Genomic DNA, 22,117 nt, shown 5'->3' on the forward strand with positions numbered 1-22,117 from the left:
CGATGAAAACGCCGCTGATCACCCGCGAGGGATATGAAAAACTGAAGCAGGAAATGGACTACCTGTGGCGCCAGGAGCGCCCGGAAGTGACCAAAAAGGTCACCTGGGCCGCCAGCCTTGGCGACCGCAGCGAGAACGCGGACTACCAGTACAACAAAAAGCGACTGCGGGAGATCGATCGCCGGGTCCGCTATCTGACCAAATGTCTGGAACAGTTAAAGATCGTCGATTATTCCCCGCAGCAGGAAGGCAAAGTCTTCTTTGGCGCCTGGGTAGAGATCGAAAACGACGAGGGCGATACCAAACGCTTTCGCATCGTCGGCTACGATGAGATTTTTGGCCGCAAAGACTACATCTCCATCGACTCACCGATGGCGCGCGCCTTGCTGAAAAAAGAGGTCGGCGATCTGGCTATCGTTAACACGCCGGCGGGCGAAGCCAGCTGGTATGTCAACGAGATCGAATACGTAAAATAGACAAGAACTTTCCGAGAGACACTGGGCGCGACTGGCATTTTCAGCCGTCAGTCCGTATAACTAGTCCCTGATTTTTGACCCTAAAGATGAATTAAAAGCCATGATGAATGATTCGCTCTGCCGCATTATTGCGGGTGAACTTCAGGCCAGAGCCGAACAGGTAGAAGCTGCCGTTCGCCTGCTTGATGAAGGGAACACCGTGCCGTTTATTGCACGTTATCGTAAAGAAGTCACCGGCGGTCTGGATGACACGCAGCTGCGTAATCTGGAAACCCGCCTTGGCTATCTGCGCGAACTGGAAGACCGTCGTCAGGCGATCCTCAAATCCATCGCTGAACAGGGCAAACTGACCGACGCGCTGGAAAAAGCCATCACCTCCACGCTGAGCAAAACCGAACTGGAAGACCTCTACCTGCCGTACAAGCCGAAGCGCCGTACCCGCGGGCAGATCGCCATCGAAGCCGGGCTGGAGCCGCTGGCTGACCTGCTGTGGAACGAACCGGCCCACGATCCGGAAGCGGAAGCCGCAAAATATATTAACGCTGACAACGGCATCGCCGACAGCAAAGCGGCCCTGGACGGCGCGCGCTATATTCTGATGGAGCGGTTTGCCGAAGACGCCGCGCTGCTGGCGAAGGTCCGTGACTATCTGTGGAAAAACGCCCACCTGGTCTCCACCGTCGTCAGCGGCAAAGAAGAGGAAGGCGCCAAATTCCGCGACTACTTCGATCACCATGAACCGATCGCCACCGTGCCGTCGCATCGCGCGCTGGCGATGTTCCGCGGTCGCAACGAAGGCGTGCTGCAGCTCTCTTTAAACGCCGATCCGCAGTTTGACGAGCCGCCGAAAGAGAGCCACGGCGAGCAAATTATTATCGACCACCTTGGCCTGCGCCTGAATAACGCCCCGGCGGACAGCTGGCGTAAAGGTGTCGTCAGCTGGACCTGGCGTATCAAAGTGCTGATGCACCTCGAAACCGAGCTGATGGGCACCGTGCGCGAGCGCGCGGAGGACGAAGCCATCAACGTCTTCGCCCGTAACCTGCACGACCTCCTGATGGCCGCGCCCGCCGGGCTGCGCGCCACCATGGGACTCGATCCGGGCCTGCGCACCGGGGTGAAAGTGGCCGTCGTCGACGCCACCGGTAAACTGGTCGCCACCGATACCATCTATCCCCATACCGGCCAGGCCGCCAAAGCGGCCGTCGTCGTCGCCGCGCTGTGTGAAAAGTACAATGTTGAGCTGGTGGCCATCGGCAATGGTACCGCCTCGCGTGAAACCGAGCGTTTCTTCCTCGACGTGCAGAAGCAGTTCCCGAAAGTCACCGCCCAGAAGGTGATCGTCAGCGAAGCCGGGGCTTCCGTTTACTCCGCCTCCGAGCTGGCGGCCCAGGAGTTCCCGGACCTCGACGTGTCGCTGCGCGGCGCGGTCTCCATCGCCCGCCGTCTGCAGGATCCCCTGGCCGAGCTGGTGAAAATCGACCCGAAATCGATTGGCGTCGGCCAGTATCAGCACGATGTCAGCCAGACCCAACTGGCGCGTAAGCTGGACGCAGTGGTGGAAGACTGCGTGAACGCCGTCGGCGTTGACCTGAACACCGCCTCCGTTCCGCTGCTGACCCGCGTCGCCGGCCTGACCCGCATGATGGCGCAGAACATCGTTGCCTGGCGCGACGAGAACGGCCAGTTCCAGAATCGCCAGCAGTTGCTGAAGGTCAGCCGTCTGGGGCCGAAAGCCTTTGAACAGTGCGCCGGCTTCCTGCGTATCAACCATGGCGATAACCCGCTGGATGCCTCCACCGTGCACCCGGAAGCCTATCCGGTGGTCGAGCGCATTCTGGCCGCCACCCAACAGGCGCTGAAAGATCTGATGGGCAACAGCAGCGAACTGCGTCATCTGAAGGCCGTGGATTTCACCGATGAGAAGTTCGGCGTTCCGACCGTCACCGACATTATCAAAGAGCTGGAAAAACCGGGCCGCGATCCGCGTCCGGAGTTTAAGACGGCGAAGTTCGCCGACGGCGTAGAGACCATGAACGATCTGCTGCCGGGGATGATCCTGGAAGGCGCCGTCACCAACGTCACCAATTTCGGCGCGTTTGTCGATATCGGCGTCCATCAGGATGGACTGGTACACATTTCGTCGCTTTCTGACCGGTTTGTTGAAGATCCGCACACCGTGGTGAAAGCGGGCGACATCGTGAAGGTCAAAGTCATGGAAGTCGATCTGCCGCGTAAACGTATCGCTCTGACCATGCGTCTCGACGAGCAGCCAGGCGACAGCAACGCCCGCCGCGGCGGCGGTCAGGATCGCCCCCAGGGCAACCGCCCGGCCGCGAAAGCCGCCAAACCCCGCGGTCGCGAGGCACAGCCTGCCGGTAACAGCGCAATGATGGATGCCCTCGCTGCGGCGATGGGTAAAAAACGCTAATCTCTCCCTGCCCCTTTTCAGGGGCAGTTTTCATTTTTTATCCCCTGGCGATACGGCCGCCATTACGCGCAAAACGGGTTCAGTCATTTCTGATAATCTGCATTAATTCCGTTAAGGAAAGGTCGCGAAATTATTATTTTCATTTCGTTAACTTAAGAAACCTTAATTAAACATTAGATCGCCGAAATAATATTTTGCGCTATTTGATCACCGACTGGATTTTGCGGCATATCAATAAAAAGGTGATTTTCGCTATAAAAATAGCGCGAAGCGCATCATATGTATTGATGATAAAAACCATTCTCATTATCATCACTTTCAGAACGTTTTTTCCTTTTTCGTTGGCTACGGTCCCCGGCGCAGCTGCCTCCAGGCGTCCGGAAAATTCTTCTTCGGTTAGCGATAGACAAGTAGGCCCTATGCAATTCACACCTGATAGTGCGTGGAAAATTACCGGATTCTCCCGCGATATTAGCCCAGCATACCGTCAGAAATTACTCTCCCTCGGCATGCTGCCCGGTTCCTCTTTTCATGTGGTTCGCGTAGCGCCGCTCGGCGATCCTGTTCATATTGAAACCCGACGCGTCAGTCTGGTATTACGCAAAAAAGATCTCGCCTTAATCGAACTGGAAGCGGTTGCACAATAACGGCTGGCCCGGCACAAGAGTCTGAAATATGAAAAAATTAACCGTTGGTTTAATTGGTAATCCTAATTCTGGCAAGACCACCTTATTTAATCAGCTGACCGGCGCCCGCCAGCGCGTAGGCAACTGGGCCGGGGTCACCGTTGAGCGTAAAGAGGGCGTTTTCGCCACCACTGACCATCAGGTCACGCTGGTCGACCTGCCGGGAACCTACTCCCTGACCACCATCTCTTCGCAGACCTCGCTGGACGAGCAGATTGCCTGCCACTACATCCTGAGCGGCGATGCCGACATGCTGATTAACGTGGTTGATGCCTCCAACCTTGAGCGAAACCTCTATCTGACGCTGCAGCTGCTCGAGCTGGGGATCCCCTGCGTCGTCGCGCTGAACATGCTGGATATCGCCGAAAAGCAGCAGGTGCGTATCGATATCGACGCCCTCGCCGCCCGTCTCGGCTGCCCGGTCATTCCGCTGGTCTCAACCCGCGGACGCGGAATCGAAGCGCTGAAGATTGCCCTCGACCGTCATCAGGCGAACAGCGATATTGAGCTGGTTCACTATCCGCAGCCGCTGCTGCGCGAAGCTGACCTGCTGGCGCAGCAAATGTCAGCGCAGATCCCGACCCGGCAGCGGCGCTGGCTGGGTCTGCAGATGCTGGAGGGCGATATCTACAGCCGGGCCTATGCCGGCGACGCCGCCGATAAACTGGATATTGCTCTGGCGAATCTCAGCGACGAGATCGACGACCCGGCGTTGCATATCGCAGACGCACGCTATCAGACCATCGCCGCCATTTGCGACGCCGTCAGCAACACCCTGACCGCCGAGCCGAGCCGCTTCACCGCGGCGATGGACAAAGTGATCCTCAACCGCTTCCTCGGGTTGCCGATTTTTCTCTTTGTCATGTACCTGATGTTCCTGCTGGCGATCAACATCGGCGGCGCGCTGCAGCCGATTTTTGATGCCGGTTCGGTCGCGGTCTTTATTCACGGTATTCAATGGCTGGGCTACACCCTGCACTTCCCGGACTGGCTGACCGTGTTCCTCGCCCAGGGGATCGGCGGCGGTATCAACACCGTACTGCCGCTGGTGCCGCAGATCGGCATGATGTATCTGTTCCTCTCCTTCCTCGAGGACTCCGGCTACATGGCGCGCGCCGCCTTTGTCATGGACCGCCTGATGCAAGCCCTCGGCCTGCCGGGGAAATCCTTTGTCCCGTTGATTGTCGGTTTCGGCTGCAACGTGCCGTCGGTGATGGGCGCCCGCACCCTTGACGCACCGCGCGAGCGTCTGATGACCATTATGATGGCGCCGTTTATGTCCTGCGGCGCGCGGCTGGCGATCTTCGCCGTCTTCGCGGCCGCGTTCTTTGGTCAGAACGGTGCGCTGGCGGTCTTCTCGCTCTACGTGCTGGGCATTGTGATGGCCATTCTCACCGGCCTGATGCTGAAGCACACCATTATGCGTGGCGAAGCCTCGCCGTTCGTGATGGAGCTGCCGGTGTACCACGTCCCGCACATCAAGAGCCTGATTATCCAGACCTGGCAGCGCCTGAAAGGCTTTGTGCTGCGCGCCGGGAAGGTGATCGTCATTGTCAGCATCTTCCTCAGCGCGCTGAACAGCTTCTCGCTGAGCGGTAAGGTCGTCGACAACATCAACGACTCCGCGCTGGCCTCGGTGAGCCGGGTCATTACGCCGGTGTTTAAACCGATCGGCGTGCATGAAGATAACTGGCAGGCCACCGTCGGCCTGTTTACCGGCGCGATGGCGAAGGAGGTGGTGGTCGGTACGCTGAACACCCTCTATACCGCCGAAGATATCCAGAATGAGGAATTCAATCCGCAGACCTTCAGCCTCGGCGAAGAACTGCTCGCCGCCGTCGACGAAACATGGCAGGGACTGAAAGACACCTTCAGCCTCAGCGTCCTGGCCAACCCCATCGAAGCCAGCAAAGGCGATGGCGAGATGGCCACCGGCGCCATGGGCGTGATGGGCAGTAAATTTGGCAGCGCGGCGGCGGCATACAGCTACCTGATCTTCGTTCTGCTCTATATCCCCTGCATCTCGGTGATGGGCGCCATCGCCCGCGAATCGAGCCGCGGCTGGATGACCTTCTCCATCCTGTGGGGGCTGAATATCGCCTATTCGCTCTCGACGCTCTATTACCAGACCGTCAGCTTTAGCGACCATCCGCGCTACAGCCTGGTGTGTATCCTGGCGGTGGTGTTGTTCAACGTGGTGCTCTTCGGCCTGCTGCGCCGGGCGCGCAGCCGGGTGGATGTCTCGCTGCTGGCCACCCGAAAAACGCCGGCCTCCTGCTGTTCCAGCCCGGCTGGCGATTGCCACTAAGGAGGGTCTGTGGCGTCGTTAATGGAAGTCCGCGATATGCTGGCCCTGCAGGGGCGTATGGAGGCGAAACAGCTCAGCGCCCGCCTGCGGACGCCTCAGCCGCTGATTGACGCGATGCTGGAACGGATGGAAGCCATGGGTAAGGTGGTACGGATCAGCGAAACGAGCGAGGGCTGTCTCTCAGGCAGCTGTAAAAGCTGTCCTGAAGGGAAAGCGGCGTGCCAGCAGGAGTGGTGGGCGCTGCGATGAAAGGAGTCAGGCCTGGTCGTGCAACGGGTAAAACGAGTAAGTCAGCAGTGAAAAACGGGCCAACAGGCCCGTTTTTTATGACTGGATTATTTATAAACGTCAGCGTTAGCGTGTACGGTTTTTTCGTTTTTCTGCCCGGCAATCACCACAAAGTATTTCCCACCCAGCTCATCGGCTTTTTTAGACAGATCGCGTCGGGCGTCCATCGGTGACGTCGTCCTGGAGGTCGTGATGCTGCCGACCTTGGTCAAATTCATCTTCGCCACGTCTTCTTTTTGGATCTCTTTCGCGGCAAATGCGCCAAAAGACAGGGTGCCAATCACCAGAGATGCAACCATTCCTGTAACAAGTTTCATAGCCTCTACTCTCCATAAGGTTGTTATTGTAGGTCACGGTGGCGGAATGAAATAATCAACCACCGTAACAACCTAAGTATTGCTAGGAATGGCCCATTTACCATGGCGCGGCAAAAAAAATTACCCCAGCCGCGTTTTCAACGCCAGCAGCGGCTCGCAGAAGGCCGCGGGATGGGAAACAAACGGCGCATGCGCCGCCTTATCGAAGAGGATTGACTCGCTTTCCGGCCACAGCTCATCCAGCAGCGGGACAATCTTGCGCGGCACCAGTCCGTCCAGCCGGCCATACAGCCGCAGAAACGGTATCGGCAACCCAACCAGCGCCTGGCGCAGATCGACGGTTCTGAGGATCTCCAGTCCGCCGTTCAGCGCCTCGGCGGAAGGCATCGGCAGCGAGAGCACCGCCTGCTTTAACGCCCGCGCATCCTGACGCGCGCTCTCTGTGCCCATGGTTTGCAGAGCGAGGAATCGCTCGACGGTGCGCTGGAAATCGTCGCTCAGCTGCTGCTGAAACCCGGCCAGCACCTCGGGTTTGATGCCGGGCCAGTCGTCACAAGCCGCGAAACAGGGGGAAGAGGCAACCGTCACCAGCGCCTGCACGCGTTCCGGGTGCATCATCGCCACCTGGCTTGCCACCAGCCCGCCCAGGCTCCAGCCCAGCCACACCGCCTGAGGAGGAGCCTGCTCCAGCACCCGCTGCGCCATCGCCTCGAGCGACATCGCCCCATACCCGCCGCTGCGGCCATAGCCAGGCAGATCCACCAGGTGGAGGGTAAAATGCGAAGCCAGCTGCGGCGTGATGCAATCCCATACCTGAGCGTTCAGTCCCCAGCCGTGCAGCAGCACAAGATGACAATCCCCTTCGCCGATTGTTTGCCACCAGATGTCGTTCATCCGTTACCGTTCTCTTTTTTACTGGACAGAAGGCCAAATATGCTAACAGCACACAGCTTATGCTGGCTATGCCAAATGCCGCTGGCGGTCGCCTGCTGGGGGATCTGCTCCCGCTGCAGCCGCGCCCTGCTCGCCTGCCCCCCGCTCTGCCCCCAGTGTGGCCTGCCGGCGGCGACATCCCATCACCCCTGCGGCCGCTGCCTGCAAAAACCACCTCCCTGGCATTGGCTGGTGGCAGTCAATGACTATCGCCCGCCGCTGAGCGGTCTGGTCCAGCAGTTGAAGTTTCACCATCGTCCGGAGCTGGGGCCCGCCCTCGCGCGCCTGCTGCTGCTGCGTCTTCTGCAGTGTGACGATTTGCCGCCGGTGGACGGTATGGTCGGCGTACCGCTGTGGCATCGCCGCCGCTGGCGCCGGGGTTATAATCAGTGTGACGAACTGTGCCGACCGTTAGCCCGCTGGCGAGGTTGCGTCTGGCATCGGGAAGGCCTGACGCGCCAGCGAGCCGGCGCCGTCCAACATTCGCTCAATGCCCGCCAGCGCAGGCAGAACCTGAAAAATGCCTTTCAGCTTGAATTTGCCGTGGAGGGACTCCATATCGCTATCGTGGATGATGTCGTCACGACCGGCAGCACCGTCGCCGAGATATCCCGCCTGCTTTTGCGAAACGGCGCCGCGACGGTTCAGGTATGGTGTTTGTGCCGTACCTTGTAGACCCCCGCTGATGGGCGTATTATAACCCAGTAAAATAGTCAACTATTAGGCCAACGCTATGATCCGTATTTCCGATGCTGCACAAGCGCACTTTGCCAAACTGCTGGCAAATCAGGAAGAAGGGACGCAAATTCGCGTATTTGTGATTAATCCCGGCACCCCAAACGCTGAGTGCGGCGTATCTTACTGCCCACCGGATGCGGTGGAAGACACCGACACGGCGCTGAAATTTGAACAGCTGACCGCCTATGTCGATGAGCTCAGCGCGCCCTATCTGGAAGACGCTGAAATTGATTTCGTCACCGACCAGCTTGGCTCGCAGCTGACGCTGAAAGCGCCGAACGCCAAGATGCGCAAAGTCTCTGACGATGCCCCGCTGATGGAGCGCGTCGAGTACCTGCTGCAGTCGCAGATTAACCCGCAGCTGGCAGGCCACGGCGGCCGCGTGTCGCTGATGGAGATCACCGACGACGGTCTGGCTATTCTGCAGTTCGGCGGCGGATGCAACGGCTGTTCGATGGTTGACGTGACTCTGAAAGAAGGCATTGAAAAGCAGCTGCTGAACGAGTTTCCGGAGCTGAAAGGGGTTCGCGATCTGACCGAGCATCAGCGCGGCGAGCACTCCTACTACTAAGCCTTCCTCCGGCGGCACCCTGCCGCCGGTCCTCCCTGGCCCTTTCTGTGTTACCGCGCAACATCTCCCGCTAAATGACCGGCAAAAACCGGGGAAAGAGTATGACTTAAGTCTCATATTTAACATTTTCCCCCGTCAGGTGATTCTCAACCCTCACATGTTACCCGTATCATCCCCTTCAGGCACCACCGGCAAAAAAATAGCCAGCTATCCTTTCTCTGGGTAAGGATAATGCAAGTATTTACGGTGCCAGACTATTTTGCTCCCACATGGGGCAGATGTCTTACAGGTTGAATCTTTGACGTTACCCATAACAAATTAAGGCCAGGTAAATCATGCCATTAATCATCGTTGCTATCGGGGTTGCCCTGTTATTGCTGTTAATGATCCGTTTCAAAATGAACGGCTTCATTGCGCTGGTTCTGGTGGCGCTCGCCGTCGGATTAATGCAGGGTATGCCGCTGGATAAAGTGATCGTCTCTATCAAGAACGGCGTTGGCGGCACCCTTGGCAGCCTCGCGCTGATCATGGGCTTCGGCGCTATGCTCGGTAAACTGCTGGCAGACTGCGGCGGCGCCCAGCGTATCGCCACTACCCTTATCAATAAGTTCGGTAAGAAGCATATTCAGTGGGCCGTGGTCCTGACCGGCTTCACCGTCGGCTTCGCGCTGTTCTATGAAGTAGGCTTCGTGCTGATGCTGCCGCTGGTATTTACCATCGCCGCCTCGGCCCGCATCCCGCTGCTGTACGTCGGTGTCCCGATGGCCGCCGCGCTCTCTGTCACCCACGGCTTCCTGCCGCCGCATCCGGGTCCGACAGCGATTGCCACCATCTTCCATGCCGATATGGGCAAAACGCTGCTCTACGGCACCATTCTGGCTATCCCGACGGTTATCCTGGCAGGGCCGGTGTTTGCGCGCTTCCTGAAAGGCATTGATAAGCCGATCCCGGAAGGCCTGCATAACCCGAAAGTGTTCACAGAAGAAGAGATGCCTGGCTTTGGCGTCAGCGTCTGGACCTCGCTGGTACCGGTGATCCTGATGGCGATGCGCGCCGTGGCCGAGATGATCCTGCCGAAGGGCCACGCCTTCCTGCCGATTGCTGAGTTCTTCGGCGACCCGGTGATGGCCACCCTGATTGCGGTACTGATCGCCCTGTTCACCTTCGGTTTGAACCGCGGCCGCTCCATGGAGCAGATCAACGATACCCTGACTTCTTCTATTAAAATCATCGCGATGATGCTGTTGATCATCGGCGGCGGCGGCGCCTTCAAACAGGTGCTGGTGGATAGCGGCATGGATAAATACATCGCCTCTATCATGCACGAATCGAACATGTCTCCGCTGTTTATGGCGTGGTCAATCGCCGCAGTGCTGCGTATCGCGCTGGGTTCGGCGACCGTTGCCGCCATCACCGCAGGCGGGATTGCCGCGCCGCTGATCGCCACCACCGGCGTCAGCCCGGAACTGATGGTTATCGCCGTTGGCTCCGGCAGCGTTATCTTCTCTCACGTCAACGATCCGGGTTTCTGGCTGTTCAAAGAGTACTTTAACCTGACCATCGGCGAGACCATCAGGTCCTGGTCGGTGCTGGAAACCATTATCTCAGTATGCGGCCTGGTAGGCTGTCTGCTGCTGGGGATGGTGGTGTAAGGATACTCCCGCACAGAAAAAGGCCGGTCCGCATAATGCGGACCGGCCTTTTTTATCGGACATGCTCATCGCCGCGCAGCAAACGACGCGGCGGGAAGTCATCTGGCGGCGGCTTTCTTGCTCGCCGCCTTGCGCCGTTTATCCAGATCCTTAATCAGCTTATTGACCTGTTCATCGGCAAACATCTGCTCCAGGGTGACGGACAGCTTCCGGCGCCAGTTCGGGTATTCGGTGCTGGTACCCGGAATGTTAACCGGCGACGCCATCTCCAGCCAGTCTTCCGGCTGCAGGCCCAGTAGCGCACTGTTACTGTCGGCAATGTAACGCTGCATCCCCCGGTTGAGGATCCCGGTCATGCTCATCAGCGAGGCCTTATGCCCGGCACGTTTGGGCAGACAGCCGTACTTATGCAACGCATCCAGCAGCCCTTGCTTCGCCAGCTCGCGGTCCTGGTACAGTCCGCGCAGCACCACCTCATCAGGATAGAGCCCCAGCGCTTTACCTAGCGTCAGATCGCCGCTTTCCCAGTAGCCGCGGAGGGTGGGCAGGTCGTGCGTCGTCGCCACAGCCATTGATTGCTCCGGGTACAGCGCCGGCGCGCGGAACGTTTTCTCTGCATCACTCTCAAAATAGAGCACCTTATAAGAATAGACGCCGCTGTTGCGTAACTTGCTGACAATCTCCACCGGTACCGTGCCCAGGTCTTCGCCGATCACCATGCAGCGATGACGCTGGCTTTCCAGCGCCAGAAGCGACAGCAGATCGTCGACGGGATACTGAACGTAAGCGCCATGGTCGGCGGTTTCACCATAGGGGATCCACCACAAACGCAGCACCGACATTACGTGATCGATGCGCAGCGCGCCGCAGTTCTGCATATTGGCGCGCAGCAGGTCGATAAACGGCTCATAGGCGCGAGCGGCAATAATATGCGGATCCATCGGCGGCAGGCCCCAGTTCTGGCCCAGCGGGCCCAGAATATCCGGCGGCGCGCCCACGGACGCTTTCAGGCAGTACAGCTCACGGTCGCACCAGGTCTCCGACCCGCCTTCGGCGACGCCCACCGCCAGATCGCGGTAGAGGCCAATCGGCATCCCGTCGCGCTGGCTGGTTTCCCAGCAGGCGGCGAACTGGCTCCAGGCCAGCCACTGCAGCCAGAGATAGAAACTGACGTCGTCCTCATGCTCAATGCAGAAGGCTTTCACCTCCGGGCTGTCGATATCCTGAAAGGCCTTCGGCCAGGCCGGCCAGCCCCAGCGCAGCGGGTCCTGTTGTACCTGCCAGGCGTGCAGCGCATCGAAAGCGGCCTGCCAGTAGAGGCTTTCCCCTTCGCGCAGAACAAACTCGCGGAACGCCGTCATCTGCTCATCTTCACGACGAGAGAATCGTTTCCACGCCATACGCAGCGCGGTCATTTTCAGCGTGGTGACCGCGGTATAGTCGACATCATCCGTTTGCCGCGCCGCCTGCAAGGCCTGCTGGGTCGCTGCGGACTGCCACCACGCCTGCGCCTCTTCGCTACGCTGGAAATCTTCAACCGCATTAACGTCGATGTAGATGACGTTTAGCCAGCGACGTGAAGACGGGCTATACGGACTGGCGCTCTCCGGGTTCGCCGGATAGAGAGCATGTATCGGGTTAAGGCCAATAAACGACCCGCCGCGGCGGGCGATTTCCGGCAACATGGCCCGCAGATCGCCAAAATCGCCGATCCCCCAGTTTTTCTCCGAGCGCAGGGTATAAAGCTGCACGCAGGTGCCCCACAGCTTTTTCCCCTCTTTCAGCGGCTGCGGTTCGTAGCAGCGCGCCGGCGCGACAATGGTCCGGCAGTGCCAACGCTCTCCCTCCTGGGTGAGCGTCAGGGAGTGGTACCCCTCCGGCAGTTTAGCCGGCAGCGGCAGCGTCTCGCCGCCGCGGGTTTTCCCTTGATACTGCTTACCGTCCTCAGTGGTCAGGATCCACTGATACTCACCGCGTCCTGCCACCGGCAGCGACATTTTTTTGCCGTGGGTGAAAATTTTCACGTTCGGCAGCGGGTTAACCGCCACTTTCGTGGCGGCGGTAGAGCGATGCATCGCATCCAGCAGGCGCTGTTTGGTGACAGCCGCGATAGACTGCGGCTTGCCGTGCGCATTGATATAGCTGGGGCTGATGCCCGCCGCCAGCGCGGCATTATCGAGGCGTTTACTCTCCATAGGCCTTCCTTTAGCGTTTCGCCTGCCAGATACGTTGCTGATAATCGCGGATCGAGCGGTCGGAGCTGAACATGCCGCAGCGCGCGGTGTTGAGGATAGCCGCGCGGGTCCAGGCCTCCTGGTCGCGATACAGCTCATCTACCCGTTTTTGCGCCGCTACGTAGGCTTCGAAATCGGCCAGCACCAGGTACGGATCGCCGCCCTGCAGCAGGCTGTGCAGCATCTGATCGAAGGCATGCTTGTCGCCGTTGCTGTAGGTGCCGTTCTCCAGCTCCTTAAGCACCGCATCGAGCAGCTTGTCTTTTTTACGCCATTTCAGCGGATCGTAGCCTTTCGCTTTCAGGGCTTTCACCTCTTCAACCGTGTGGCCGAAGATAAAGATGTTTTCCTCGCCCACCTGCTCAGCGATTTCCACGTTAGCGCCATCCAGCGTCCCGACGGTCAGCGCGCCGTTCAACGCCAGCTTCATGTTGCCGGTGCCAGAGGCTTCTTTACCCGCGGTGGAGATCTGCTCGGAGATATCCGCCGCCGGGATCAGTTTTTCCGCTGCCGATACACAATAGTCCGGCAGGAAGACCACCTTCAGCTTATCGCCGACTTTCGGGTCATTGTTGATCGCTTCCGCTACCTTATTGATGGCAAAAATAATGTTTTTCGCCAGATAGTAGCCCGGCGCCGCTTTCGCGCCGAACAGGAAGACGCGCGGCACGCGGTCCGCCTGCGGGTTTTCGCGGATCTCTTTGTACAGCGCAAGAATATGCAGCAGGTTAAGGTGCTGACGCTTGTACTCGTGCAGGCGTTTGATCTGAATATCGAAAATCGCCTGCGGGTTGATCTCAATCCCGGTACGCTGCTTCACAAACTCAGCCAGATGAACTTTGTTGGCCTGCTTGATATCGCGATAAGTCTGACGAAACGCCGCATCGTCAGCGTATTTTTCCAGGTTGATCAGCTGGTCGAGGTCATTGGCCCACTCTTTTTTCAGCGTCTCATCCAGCAGCGAGGCCAGCGCCGGGTTGCACTGCTTGATCCAGCGGCGAGGCGTGATGCCGTTGGTCACGTTATGGAATTTGTTCGGCCACAGCTGGTTATATTCCGGGAACAGATCTTTTACCACCAGATCCGAGTGCAGCGCCGCCACGCCGTTGACAGCAAAGCCGCCCACCACGCACATGTTGGCCATCCGAACCTGCTTGTCATGCACCACCGCCAGCTTCGCCCAGACCTGCTTATCGCCCGGCCAGGTTTTGTCCACCAGCTGTTTAAAGCGGTCGTTGATCTCTTTAATGATCTGCATATGGCGCGGCAGCAGCGCTTTCACCAGCTTCTCATCCCAGCACTCCAGCGCTTCCGGCATCAGGGTGTGGTTGGTGTAAGCAAAGGTTTTGCTGGTGATCGCCCAGGCGTCGTCCCAGCTCAGCTGGCGCTCGTCGATCAGCACGCGCAGCAGCTCCGGAATGGCGATGGTCGGGTGCGTATCGTTCAGCTGGATCACTTCGTAATCCGCCAGCTCGGCCAGCTTGCGGCCTGCCAGATGATGACGACGCAGGATATCGGCCACTGAGCAGGCGCACTGGAAGTACTGCTGCATCAGGCGCAGTTTTTTACCGGCCTGATGGTTGTCGTTCGGGTACAGCACCTTGGTCAGTTTTTCCGCGTCGATGCCCTGTTGCTCGGCGCGCAGGAAATCGCCATCGTTGAATTTGGTCAGGTTGAACGGATGAGCGTGTTTGGCCTGCCACAGACGCAGTGGCTGGGCGACGTTGTTGCGATAGCCAAGCACCGGCAGGTCCCAGGCTTCGCCGGTAATGACGAACGCCGGCTGCCATTCGCCGTTTTTGCTGACTTTCCCGCCGATGCCGACCTGGACATCCAGCGCCTCGTTATGGCGGAACCACGGGTAGCTGTTACGCCCCCAGTCGTCCGGGGCTTCCATCTGCTGGCCATCGTCAAAGGACTGGCGGAACAGGCCATACTGGTAATTGAGACCGTAACCGGTCGCCGACTGCCCCACCGTCGCCATGGAGTCGAGGAAGCAGGCTGCCAGACGTCCCAGGCCGCCGTTACCCAGCGCCGGGTCTGTCTCTTCTTCCAGCAGATCGGTGAGGTTGACGTCGTAGCCTTTCAGCGCGTCGCTGACGCCCTCGTACCAGCCCAGGTTGAGCAGGTTGTTGCCGGTCAGGCGACCAATCAGAAACTCCATCGAGATGTAGTTAACGTGACGCTGTCCTTGCGCCGGTTTCGCTACCGGCTGCGCCGCCAGAAGTTCCGCCAGCGCTCCGCTGACCGCGCGCCACCATTGACGCTGTGTCATCTCGGAAGCGGACTGTAAACCAAAATGCTGCCACTGACGCGTCAGTGCAGCCTGAAACTGAGCTTTGTTAAATGAAGTCTGTGACATAATGAGATCCGGGTCCTTTACTAAAACGATGGCGCTAGTGTGCCGACCTCCCGATTCATCGTCCTCATCCCGACGGGGATTAGACAGGGAGGAGTGGCGGGGATGAGCGAAAAGTGTGATCCTGGACACTATAGTGTGGGTGAGAAGGCAAAAATATGCTGTAAAAATCACCGCGATATGACAATCGAGAGGTTACGTCCGCAGGGAAAAAATTTGTTACAGGCCAATACGCGCTAAAAATCTTTCCGCCTCTCGCCAGGTTATTAAAAAAATAAATAGAGAGCTCTGGAGAAATAAGCACATTTCATCACATTGATCCGCAAAAAAGATTACTTCTAAGAAATCTCTGACAATAATTTAATAAAAACAAACAACTACTCTTCACATAAAATAAATCTCTCCCCGCTCCGCCAGCCGCCGCCTGAAAACCGCTGGCGGCGAGTTCTGCCTGCGATTTTTCCCCATTCTCAACCAATGTCAAAATTTGTGACATAGAGCAAATTCAAGAGCATAAAGTTCGGACATAACTTGCAATAAATTTCATAATCACCGACCTTATTAGATATTAATTACGAAGCGCAAAAAAAATCGCAACCTCTCTCTTGCACAGCGAAATGTAGAACTATGTTGATTCCGTCCAAATTAAGTCGTCCGGTCCGCCTTGAACACACTGTGGTTCGTGAGCGTTTACTGGCGAAACTTTCCGGCGCGAACAATTATCGTCTCGTGCTGATCACCAGCCCTGCCGGGTACGGTAAAACAACGCTCATTTCTCAGTGGGCCGCGGGTAAAAACGATCTCGGGTGGTTTTCGCTGGACGAAGGCGACAATCAGCAGGAGCGTTTTGCCAGCTATCTGATCGCGGCGATCCAGCAGGCCACCGGCAACCACTGCGGGGCCAGTGAAGCGATGGTGCAAAAGCGCCAGTACGCCAGCCTCTCCTCTCTTTTTGCGCAGCTGTTTATTGAACTCGCCGACTGGCAGCGCCCGCTGTACCTCGTCATTGATGATTATCACCTGATCAATAATCCGGTGATCCATGACGCGATGCGCTTTTTCCTGCGCCATCAGCCGGAGAATATGACCCTGGTGGTGCTGTCGCGTAACCTGCCGCAGCTGGGCATTGCCAACCTGCGCGTCCGCGATCAGCTTCTGGAGATTGGCAGCCAGCAGCTGGCCTTTACCCACCAGGAAGCGAAACAATTTTTCGACTGCCGTCTGACGTCGCCAATCGAAGCCGACGACAGCAGCCGGCTGTGCGACGATGTCGCCGGGTGGGCCACCGCGCTGCAGCTCATCGCCCTCTCCGCCCGCCAGAATAACTCTTCCGCCCAACACTCCGCCCGCCGCCTCGCCGGGATTAACGCCAGCCATCTGTCGGATTATCTGGTGGATGAAGTACTGGATAACGTCGACGCCCGCACGCGTAACTTTTTGCTGAAGAGTTCTCTGCTGCGCTCGATGAACGACGCGTTAATCGTGCGCGTCACCGGCGAAGAGAATGGCCAGATGCAGCTGGAGGAGATCGAACGCCAGGGGCTATTCCTGCAGCGGATGGATGATTCCGGTGAATGGTTCCGCTATCACCCGCTGTTTGGCAGCTTCCTGCGCCAGCGTTGTCAGTGGGAGCTGGCGGTTGAACTGCCGGAGATCCACCGCGCTGCGGCGGAAAGCTGGATGGCGCAAGGGTTCCCCAGCGAGGCCATTCATCATGCGCTGGCCGCTGGCGATGCCAAAATGCTGCGCGATATCTTACTCAACCACGCCTGGGGCATGTTTAACCATAGCGAACTAGGGCTGCTGGAGCAGTCGCTGTCGGCGCTGCCCTGGTCAAATCTGCTGGAAAATCCGCGCCTGATCCTGCTGCAGGCCTGGCTGATGCAGAGCCAGCATCGTTACAGCGAAGTCAACACCCTGCTGGCGCGCGCCGAGCAGGAGATGAGTGTGGAAATGGACACCGCGATGCATGGCGATTTCAACGCGCTGCGCGCACAGGTAGCGATTAACGACGGCGACCAGGACGAAGCGGAACGTCTGTCGATGGTGGCCCTGGAAGAGTTGCCGCTGGCCAACTATTACAGCCGCATCGTCGCCACCTCGGTGCATGGCGAAGTCCTCCATTGCAAGGGGAAACTGACCAAATCCCTCGCCGTGATGCAGCAGACCGAACAGATGGCCCGCCGTCACGACGTGTGGCATTACGCGCTGTGGAGCATTATTCAGCAAAGTGAAATTCTCTTTGCCCAGGGCTTCCTGCAGGCTGCCTGGGAGAGCCAGGAGAAAGCCTTCCAGCTGGTGCGTGAACAGCACCTTGAGCAGTTGCCGATGCATGAGTTCCTGCTGCGCATCCGTTCTCAGCTGCTATGGGCATGGGCGCGCCTCGACGAAGCTGAAGCCTGCGCCCGCCAGGGAATGGACGTTCTCTCAACTTATCAGCCGCAGCAGCAGCTGCAGTGTCTGGCGCTGATGGTCCAGTGCTCGCTGGCGCGCGGCGATCTCGATAATGCCCGTAGCCACCTGAACCGGCTGGAAAACCTGCTCGGTAACGGTCACTATCACAGCGACTGGGTCTCCAACGCCGATAAGGTGCGGGTGATCTACTGGCAGATGACCGGCGATAAAACCGCGGCGGCCAACTGGCTGCGCCAGACGCCGAAGCCGGAATTCGCCAACAACCACTTCCTGCAGAGCCAGTGGCGCAACATTGCCCGGGCGCAGATCCTGCTGGGCGATTTCGAACCGGCGGAAATGGTGCTGGAAGAGCTGAACGAAAATGCGCGTTCGCTGCGTTTGATGAGCGATCTCAACCGCAACCTGCTGCTGCTCAACCAGCTGTACTGGCAGGCGGGACGCAAGAGCGAAGCGCAGAAAGCCTTGCTCGAAGCCCTGACGCTCGCCAACCGCACCGGCTTTATCAACCACTTTGTGATTGAAGGCGAGGCGATGGCTCAGCAGCTGCGCCAGCTGATCCAGCTGAACACTCTGCCGGAGCTGGAGCAACACCGCGCCCAGCGTATTCTGCGCGACATCAACCAGCATCATCGCCACAAATTCGCCCACTTTGACGAAGGGTTCGTCGAGCGGCTGCTGAATCACCCGGAGGTGCCGGAGCTTATCCGCACCAGCCCGCTGACCCAGCGCGAATGGCAGGTGCTTGGCTTAATCTATTCCGGTTACAGCAACGAGCAGATTGCCGGCGAGCTTGACGTGGCGGCTACCACCATCAAGACCCACATTCGCAACCTGTATCAGAAACTGGGCGTCGCCCACCGGCAAGACGCGGTGCAGCATGCTCAGCAGTTACTCAAGATGATGGGATACGGCGTCTGACGACGCCGTTGCCGTTTAGCACAGCTCCAGCTGGAGGTTGTTATCGGTGATGACCTTCAGCACGCCCGCCGGCGGCAGCACGTCGGTATAGACCGCATCGACCATACTGATACTACCCATATTGACCATCGCATTGCGGCCAAACTTGGTATGATCCACCACCAGCATCACGTGGCGTGAATTCTCAATGATCGCGCGCTTGGTGCGCACTTCATGATAATCAAACTCCAGCAGCGAGCCATCGCTGTCGACGCCGCTGATGCCAAGAATGCCGAAGTCGAGACGGAACTGCGAGATAAAATCCAGGGTCGCTTCCCCAATGATCCCACCGTCGCGACTACGCAGTTCACCACCGGCGAGAATAATGCGGAAGTCCTCTTTCACCATCAGCGTGTTGGCCACGTTCAGGTTATTGGTGACAATGCGCAAATCGTGGTGATCGAGCAGGGCGTGCGCCACCGCTTCCGGCGTGGTGCCGATATCAATAAACAGCGTCGCCCCGTCGGGGATCTCGCTGGCTACCCGCCGGGCGATACGCTCTTTTTCCGCCGTCTGGGTCGCTTTGCGATCGTGCCAGGAGGTGTTCACCGAGCTGGAGGGCAGCGCCGCGCCGCCGTGATGGCGGAGGATCATTTTCTGTTCGGCTAAATCATTCAGGTCGCGGCGGATGGTCTGCGGGCTGACCGCGAACTGCTCAACCAGCTCTTCCGTGCTGACGTAACCCTGTTTTTTTACCAGCTCGATAATCGCGTCATGACGTTGTGTTTGTTTCATGAAATATCCCTGGAAAAATGTCGCCTACCCGACCCCTGTCGGTAAGTCTTTATGCGCGTTTTCGCCCATGCAAGGTATCAACAAACGCCATCGCCAGGCCGGTCGCCAGACCAGCCACATGCGCGCCGTTAGCGATCGCCATGCCGAAAACGTCAAACCAGCCAGCAATTAACCACACTAAAGAAAAGAGTATCAACCCGCGCTGCAGATAAATACCGCTCTGCGGATCGCGCTCGCCCCGCAGCCAGACGTAGCCCATCAGCGCATAGACCACGCCCGATAAGCCGCCAAACCACGGGCCGCTAAACTGATGCTGCACGAAGCCGCTCAACAGGGCGCTGATAACGGTGATCACCACCAGTTTGCCGCTGCCGATGCGTTTTTCCACCGCGCCGCCGAGATACCACCACCATAGCAGGTTGAAGAGAATATGCATCAGCGAGAAATGCATGAAAGCATGGCTGAAATAGCGCCAGGCTTCGAACTGCAGCGAAGGATCGTAGGGCCAGGCCAGCCAAATCATCACCGGCTGATCGCCCAACAGATTTTGCAGGATAAACACCGCGATGCAGATGAGCAGAATCGCCCAGGTGAACGGGCCGGCGTTATGCCGCAGCGTGGCAAAGAAAGGAAAGCGCTGATAGCGCAACCCGCTATTGGTCTGTCCGGACTGCCAGCTCGCCGCCAGATAACGCGGGTCCGCCGGGTTCTCAAGGAAGCGGGCCAGCTCAGCCCTGACACGCCCGGCCTGACTCTCATCAGCCAGCCAGACGTCGCTCTGGGCGTGCTGCTGAATGGTCAGGATAATCCCCTGCGTCGCCATATAATCGACAAACGCCTGGGCCACCCGTGGATTGGCAAAAGAGGTAATCATTAACATGCAGCGAATCGCTTATTCCACACAAAGGGGGATAGTATACCTGCCAGCCGTTAAAACGTCCCGTGCGCCACTTCCGCCGGGAAATGGCGATGCCAGGCGTCGAACCCGCCATCAACGCTGTAGACCTTATCAAACCCCTGCTGTAGCAGATACTGCGCGGCGCCCTTGCTGCTGTTGCCGTGATAGCACATCACCATCACCGCCGTGTCAAAGTCGTGGTCACGCATAAACGCGCCCAGCGTATCGTTGGTCAGATGAAACGCGCCCGGCGTATGGCCCATCGCATAGCTTTGCGGATCGCGGATATCCACCAGCACCGCCGTCTGCTGATGCAGCTTCTGGTGCGCTTCTTCAACGTTGATACATTCAAACTGTTCCATGGTTCTCTTCTCTTTCTCGTCATGACGGGCGATGGCCGGCCCAATTTTACCCTGTAGTGTACCGTCAGGCGGTAAAGAAACGCCAATATGTTACACCCATCACTCCAAAATGTTTTTTTGATGTTACCAAAAGCGCGTTTGTTTGCTATAGTGAGCGATATCGAGCATTTGTGAGCTTAAACGAAAGTGTGAGAGGGTAAGAACGTGGAAACCAAAGATCTGATTGTGATAGGCGGAGGCATCAACGGTGCCGGTATCGCGGCAGATGCCGCCGGGCGGGGTTTATCCGTACTGATGCTGGAAGCGCGCGATCTCGCCTGCGCTACCTCCAGCGCCAGTTCCAAACTTATCCACGGCGGGCTACGCTACCTCGAACACTATGAGTTCCGCCTGGTCAGCGAAGCGCTGGCCGAGCGTGAAGTGCTGTTAAAAATGGCTCCGCATATCGCCTTCCCGATGCGCTTTCGTCTCCCGCATCGTCCGCATCTGCGTCCGGCATGGATGATCCGTATCGGCTTGTTTATGTACGATCATCTGGGCAAACGCACCAGCCTGCCGGGCTCCACCGGCTTGCGTTTTGGCGCAGAATCGGTACTTAAGCCGGAAATTGTGCGCGGTTTCGAATATTCCGACTGCTGGGTCGACGATGCCCGCCTGGTGCTGGCCAACGCGCAGATGGTTGTCCGCAAAGGCGGCGAAGTGCGGACCCGCACTCGCGCCATCTCGGCAAAACGAGAGAATGGCCTGTGGGTGGTGGAAGCGGAAGATATCGATAGCGGCGAGAAGTTTACCTGGAAGGCGCGCGGTCTGGTCAATGCCACCGGTCCATGGGTCAAACAGTTCTTCGACGAAGGGATGCATCTGCGCTCGCCTTACGGTATCCGCCTGATCAAGGGCAGCCACATCGTGGTGCCGCGAGTGCATACTCAGAAGCAGGCCTATATTCTGCAAAACGAAGATAAACGTATTGTGTTTGTTATCCCGTGGATGGATGAGTTCTCCATCATCGGCACGACGGACGTCGAGTATAAGGGCGATCCGAAAGCGGTAGCCATTGATGATAAAGAGATTAATTACCTGCTGAACGTCTATAACGCGCACTTTAAAAAGACTCTCAGCCGGGACGATATCGTCTGGACCTACTCCGGCGTCCGTCCGCTGTGTGATGACGAGTCGGATTCGCCGCAGGCGATCACCCGCGACTACACGCTGGATATTCACGATGAGAACGGCCAGGCGCCGCTGCTCTCCGTCTTCGGCGGGAAGCTGACCACCTATCGCAAGCTGGCCGAGCATGCGCTGGAAAAACTGACTCCCTATTACAAAGGAATCGGCCCGGCATGGACCAAAACCGCGGTGCTCCCCGGCGGCGATATCGGCGGCGACCGCGACGACTATGCAGCAAAACTACGCCGTCGCTTCCCGTTCATCAGCGAATCACTGGCCCGCCATTATGCCCGCACCTACGGGAGCAATAGCGAGTGGATCCTGAAGGAAGCCAGCGCCCTGAGCGATCTGGGGGAAGATTTCGGCCATGAGTTTTATGAAGCCGAGCTGAAGTATCTGGTTGAGCACGAATGGGTGCGCAGCCTGGATGACGCCATCTGGCGTCGTACCAAACAGGGCATGTGGCTGAATGCCGAGCAGCAAGCGCGCATCAGCGAATGGCTGGCGCAGCATGCGGGAAAGTCTGAACTGTCGTTAGCGTCCTGACATCGCGCGGCGCCAGGAGAGAAATACCCGGGCTATGGCTTGCG

17 protein-coding genes are annotated in these 22,117 nt (G+C 58.1%); 10 read left to right on the forward strand and 7 right to left on the reverse strand.

The window, feature by feature from the left end:
- The first annotated feature begins 2 nt into the window (after window positions 1-2).
- The 5 genes from greB to feoC all read left to right on the forward strand — a co-directional run bounded on the left by greB (window position 3) and on the right by feoC (window position 6,150).
- Entirely contained in the window at window positions 3-476 is a 474-nt protein-coding gene (gene greB / locus HMPREF3142_RS16555) for a transcription elongation factor GreB (RefSeq protein ID WP_008807004.1), read from the forward strand.
- A 100-nt stretch (window positions 477-576) separates the two neighbouring features.
- A complete protein-coding gene (locus tag HMPREF3142_RS16560; protein WP_012967135.1) occupies window positions 577-2,907 on the forward strand; it encodes a Tex family protein in 2,331 nt (776 codons plus the stop codon).
- Window positions 2,908-3,326: 419 nt separating this feature from the next.
- Window positions 3,327-3,554, forward strand: a complete 228-nt coding sequence (gene feoA, locus HMPREF3142_RS16565) for a ferrous iron transporter A (RefSeq protein WP_002920506.1) — start codon at window positions 3,327-3,329, stop codon at window positions 3,552-3,554.
- 28 nt (window positions 3,555-3,582) lie between these two features.
- Window positions 3,583-5,901, forward strand: a complete 2,319-nt coding sequence (gene feoB, locus HMPREF3142_RS16570) for a Fe(2+) transporter permease subunit FeoB (protein ID WP_008807002.1) — start codon at window positions 3,583-3,585, stop codon at window positions 5,899-5,901.
- A 9-nt stretch (window positions 5,902-5,910) separates the two neighbouring features.
- Entirely contained in the window at window positions 5,911-6,150 is a 240-nt protein-coding gene (gene feoC / locus HMPREF3142_RS16575; RefSeq protein WP_004202151.1) for a [Fe-S]-dependent transcriptional repressor FeoC, read from the forward strand.
- A gap of 86 nt (window positions 6,151-6,236) precedes the next feature.
- On the opposite strand, the gene HMPREF3142_RS16580 is transcribed toward feoC, so the two are convergent.
- Entirely contained in the window at window positions 6,237-6,506 is a 270-nt protein-coding gene (locus HMPREF3142_RS16580; RefSeq protein ID WP_002920510.1) for a YdgH/BhsA/McbA-like domain containing protein, read from the reverse strand.
- Window positions 6,507-6,626: 120 nt separating this feature from the next.
- Entirely contained in the window at window positions 6,627-7,400 is a 774-nt protein-coding gene (gene bioH, locus HMPREF3142_RS16585; protein WP_032733884.1) for a pimeloyl-ACP methyl ester esterase BioH, read from the reverse strand.
- A gap of 39 nt (window positions 7,401-7,439) precedes the next feature.
- On the opposite strand from bioH, the gene gntX reads away from it, so the two are divergent.
- The 3 genes from gntX (at window position 7,440) to gntT (ending at window position 10,400) form a co-directional block, all read left to right on the forward strand.
- Window positions 7,440-8,114 carry a DNA utilization protein GntX gene (gntX, locus tag HMPREF3142_RS16590; protein ID WP_022065517.1) on the forward strand — a complete coding sequence of 225 codons (675 nt, stop codon included), beginning with the start codon at window positions 7,440-7,442 and terminating at the stop codon, window positions 8,112-8,114.
- A 58-nt stretch (window positions 8,115-8,172) separates the two neighbouring features.
- Entirely contained in the window at window positions 8,173-8,748 is a 576-nt protein-coding gene (gene nfuA / locus HMPREF3142_RS16595; RefSeq protein ID WP_002920540.1) for a Fe-S biogenesis protein NfuA, read from the forward strand.
- A gap of 335 nt (window positions 8,749-9,083) precedes the next feature.
- Entirely contained in the window at window positions 9,084-10,400 is a 1,317-nt protein-coding gene (gene gntT, locus HMPREF3142_RS16600) for a gluconate transporter (protein ID WP_008806999.1), read from the forward strand.
- Window positions 10,401-10,498: 98 nt separating this feature from the next.
- Here the strand turns inward: gntT and malQ are convergent, their stop codons facing one another.
- On the reverse strand, window positions 10,499-12,595 hold the full coding sequence (malQ, locus tag HMPREF3142_RS16605; RefSeq protein WP_008806998.1) for a 4-alpha-glucanotransferase: 2,097 nt from the start codon (window positions 12,593-12,595) through the stop codon (window positions 10,499-10,501).
- 10 nt (window positions 12,596-12,605) lie between these two features.
- Complete coding sequence (malP, locus tag HMPREF3142_RS16610) at window positions 12,606-14,996, reverse strand: maltodextrin phosphorylase (protein WP_070612234.1); 2,391 nt, start codon at window positions 14,994-14,996, stop codon at window positions 12,606-12,608.
- A 624-nt stretch (window positions 14,997-15,620) separates the two neighbouring features.
- On the opposite strand from malP, the gene malT reads away from it, so the two are divergent.
- On the forward strand, window positions 15,621-18,326 hold the full coding sequence (gene malT, locus HMPREF3142_RS16615) for an HTH-type transcriptional regulator MalT (RefSeq protein WP_012967130.1): 2,706 nt from the start codon (window positions 15,621-15,623) through the stop codon (window positions 18,324-18,326).
- A 15-nt stretch (window positions 18,327-18,341) separates the two neighbouring features.
- Here the strand turns inward: malT and HMPREF3142_RS16620 are convergent, their stop codons facing one another.
- The 3 genes from HMPREF3142_RS16620 to glpE are packed head-to-tail and all read right to left on the reverse strand — an operon-like array spanning window position 18,342 to window position 20,360.
- Window positions 18,342-19,100 (reverse strand): DeoR/GlpR family transcriptional regulator, encoded by a 759-nt coding sequence (locus HMPREF3142_RS16620; RefSeq protein WP_008806995.1) that lies wholly within the window; start codon window positions 19,098-19,100, stop codon window positions 18,342-18,344.
- Between the two features lie 49 nt (window positions 19,101-19,149).
- Entirely contained in the window at window positions 19,150-19,980 is an 831-nt protein-coding gene (glpG, locus tag HMPREF3142_RS16625) for a rhomboid family intramembrane serine protease GlpG (RefSeq protein WP_008806994.1), read from the reverse strand.
- 50 nt (window positions 19,981-20,030) lie between these two features.
- On the reverse strand, window positions 20,031-20,360 hold the full coding sequence (gene glpE / locus HMPREF3142_RS16630; protein WP_004202138.1) for a thiosulfate sulfurtransferase GlpE: 330 nt from the start codon (window positions 20,358-20,360) through the stop codon (window positions 20,031-20,033).
- Between the two features lie 204 nt (window positions 20,361-20,564).
- Between glpE and glpD the strand changes: the two genes are divergently transcribed.
- Entirely contained in the window at window positions 20,565-22,073 is a 1,509-nt protein-coding gene (glpD, locus tag HMPREF3142_RS16635; protein WP_008806993.1) for a glycerol-3-phosphate dehydrogenase, read from the forward strand.
- Window positions 22,074-22,117: the final 44 nt, after the last annotated feature.

Source organism: Klebsiella sp. HMSC16C06 (assembly GCF_001808325.1).
GTDB lineage: Bacteria > Pseudomonadota > Gammaproteobacteria > Enterobacterales > Enterobacteriaceae > Klebsiella > Klebsiella variicola.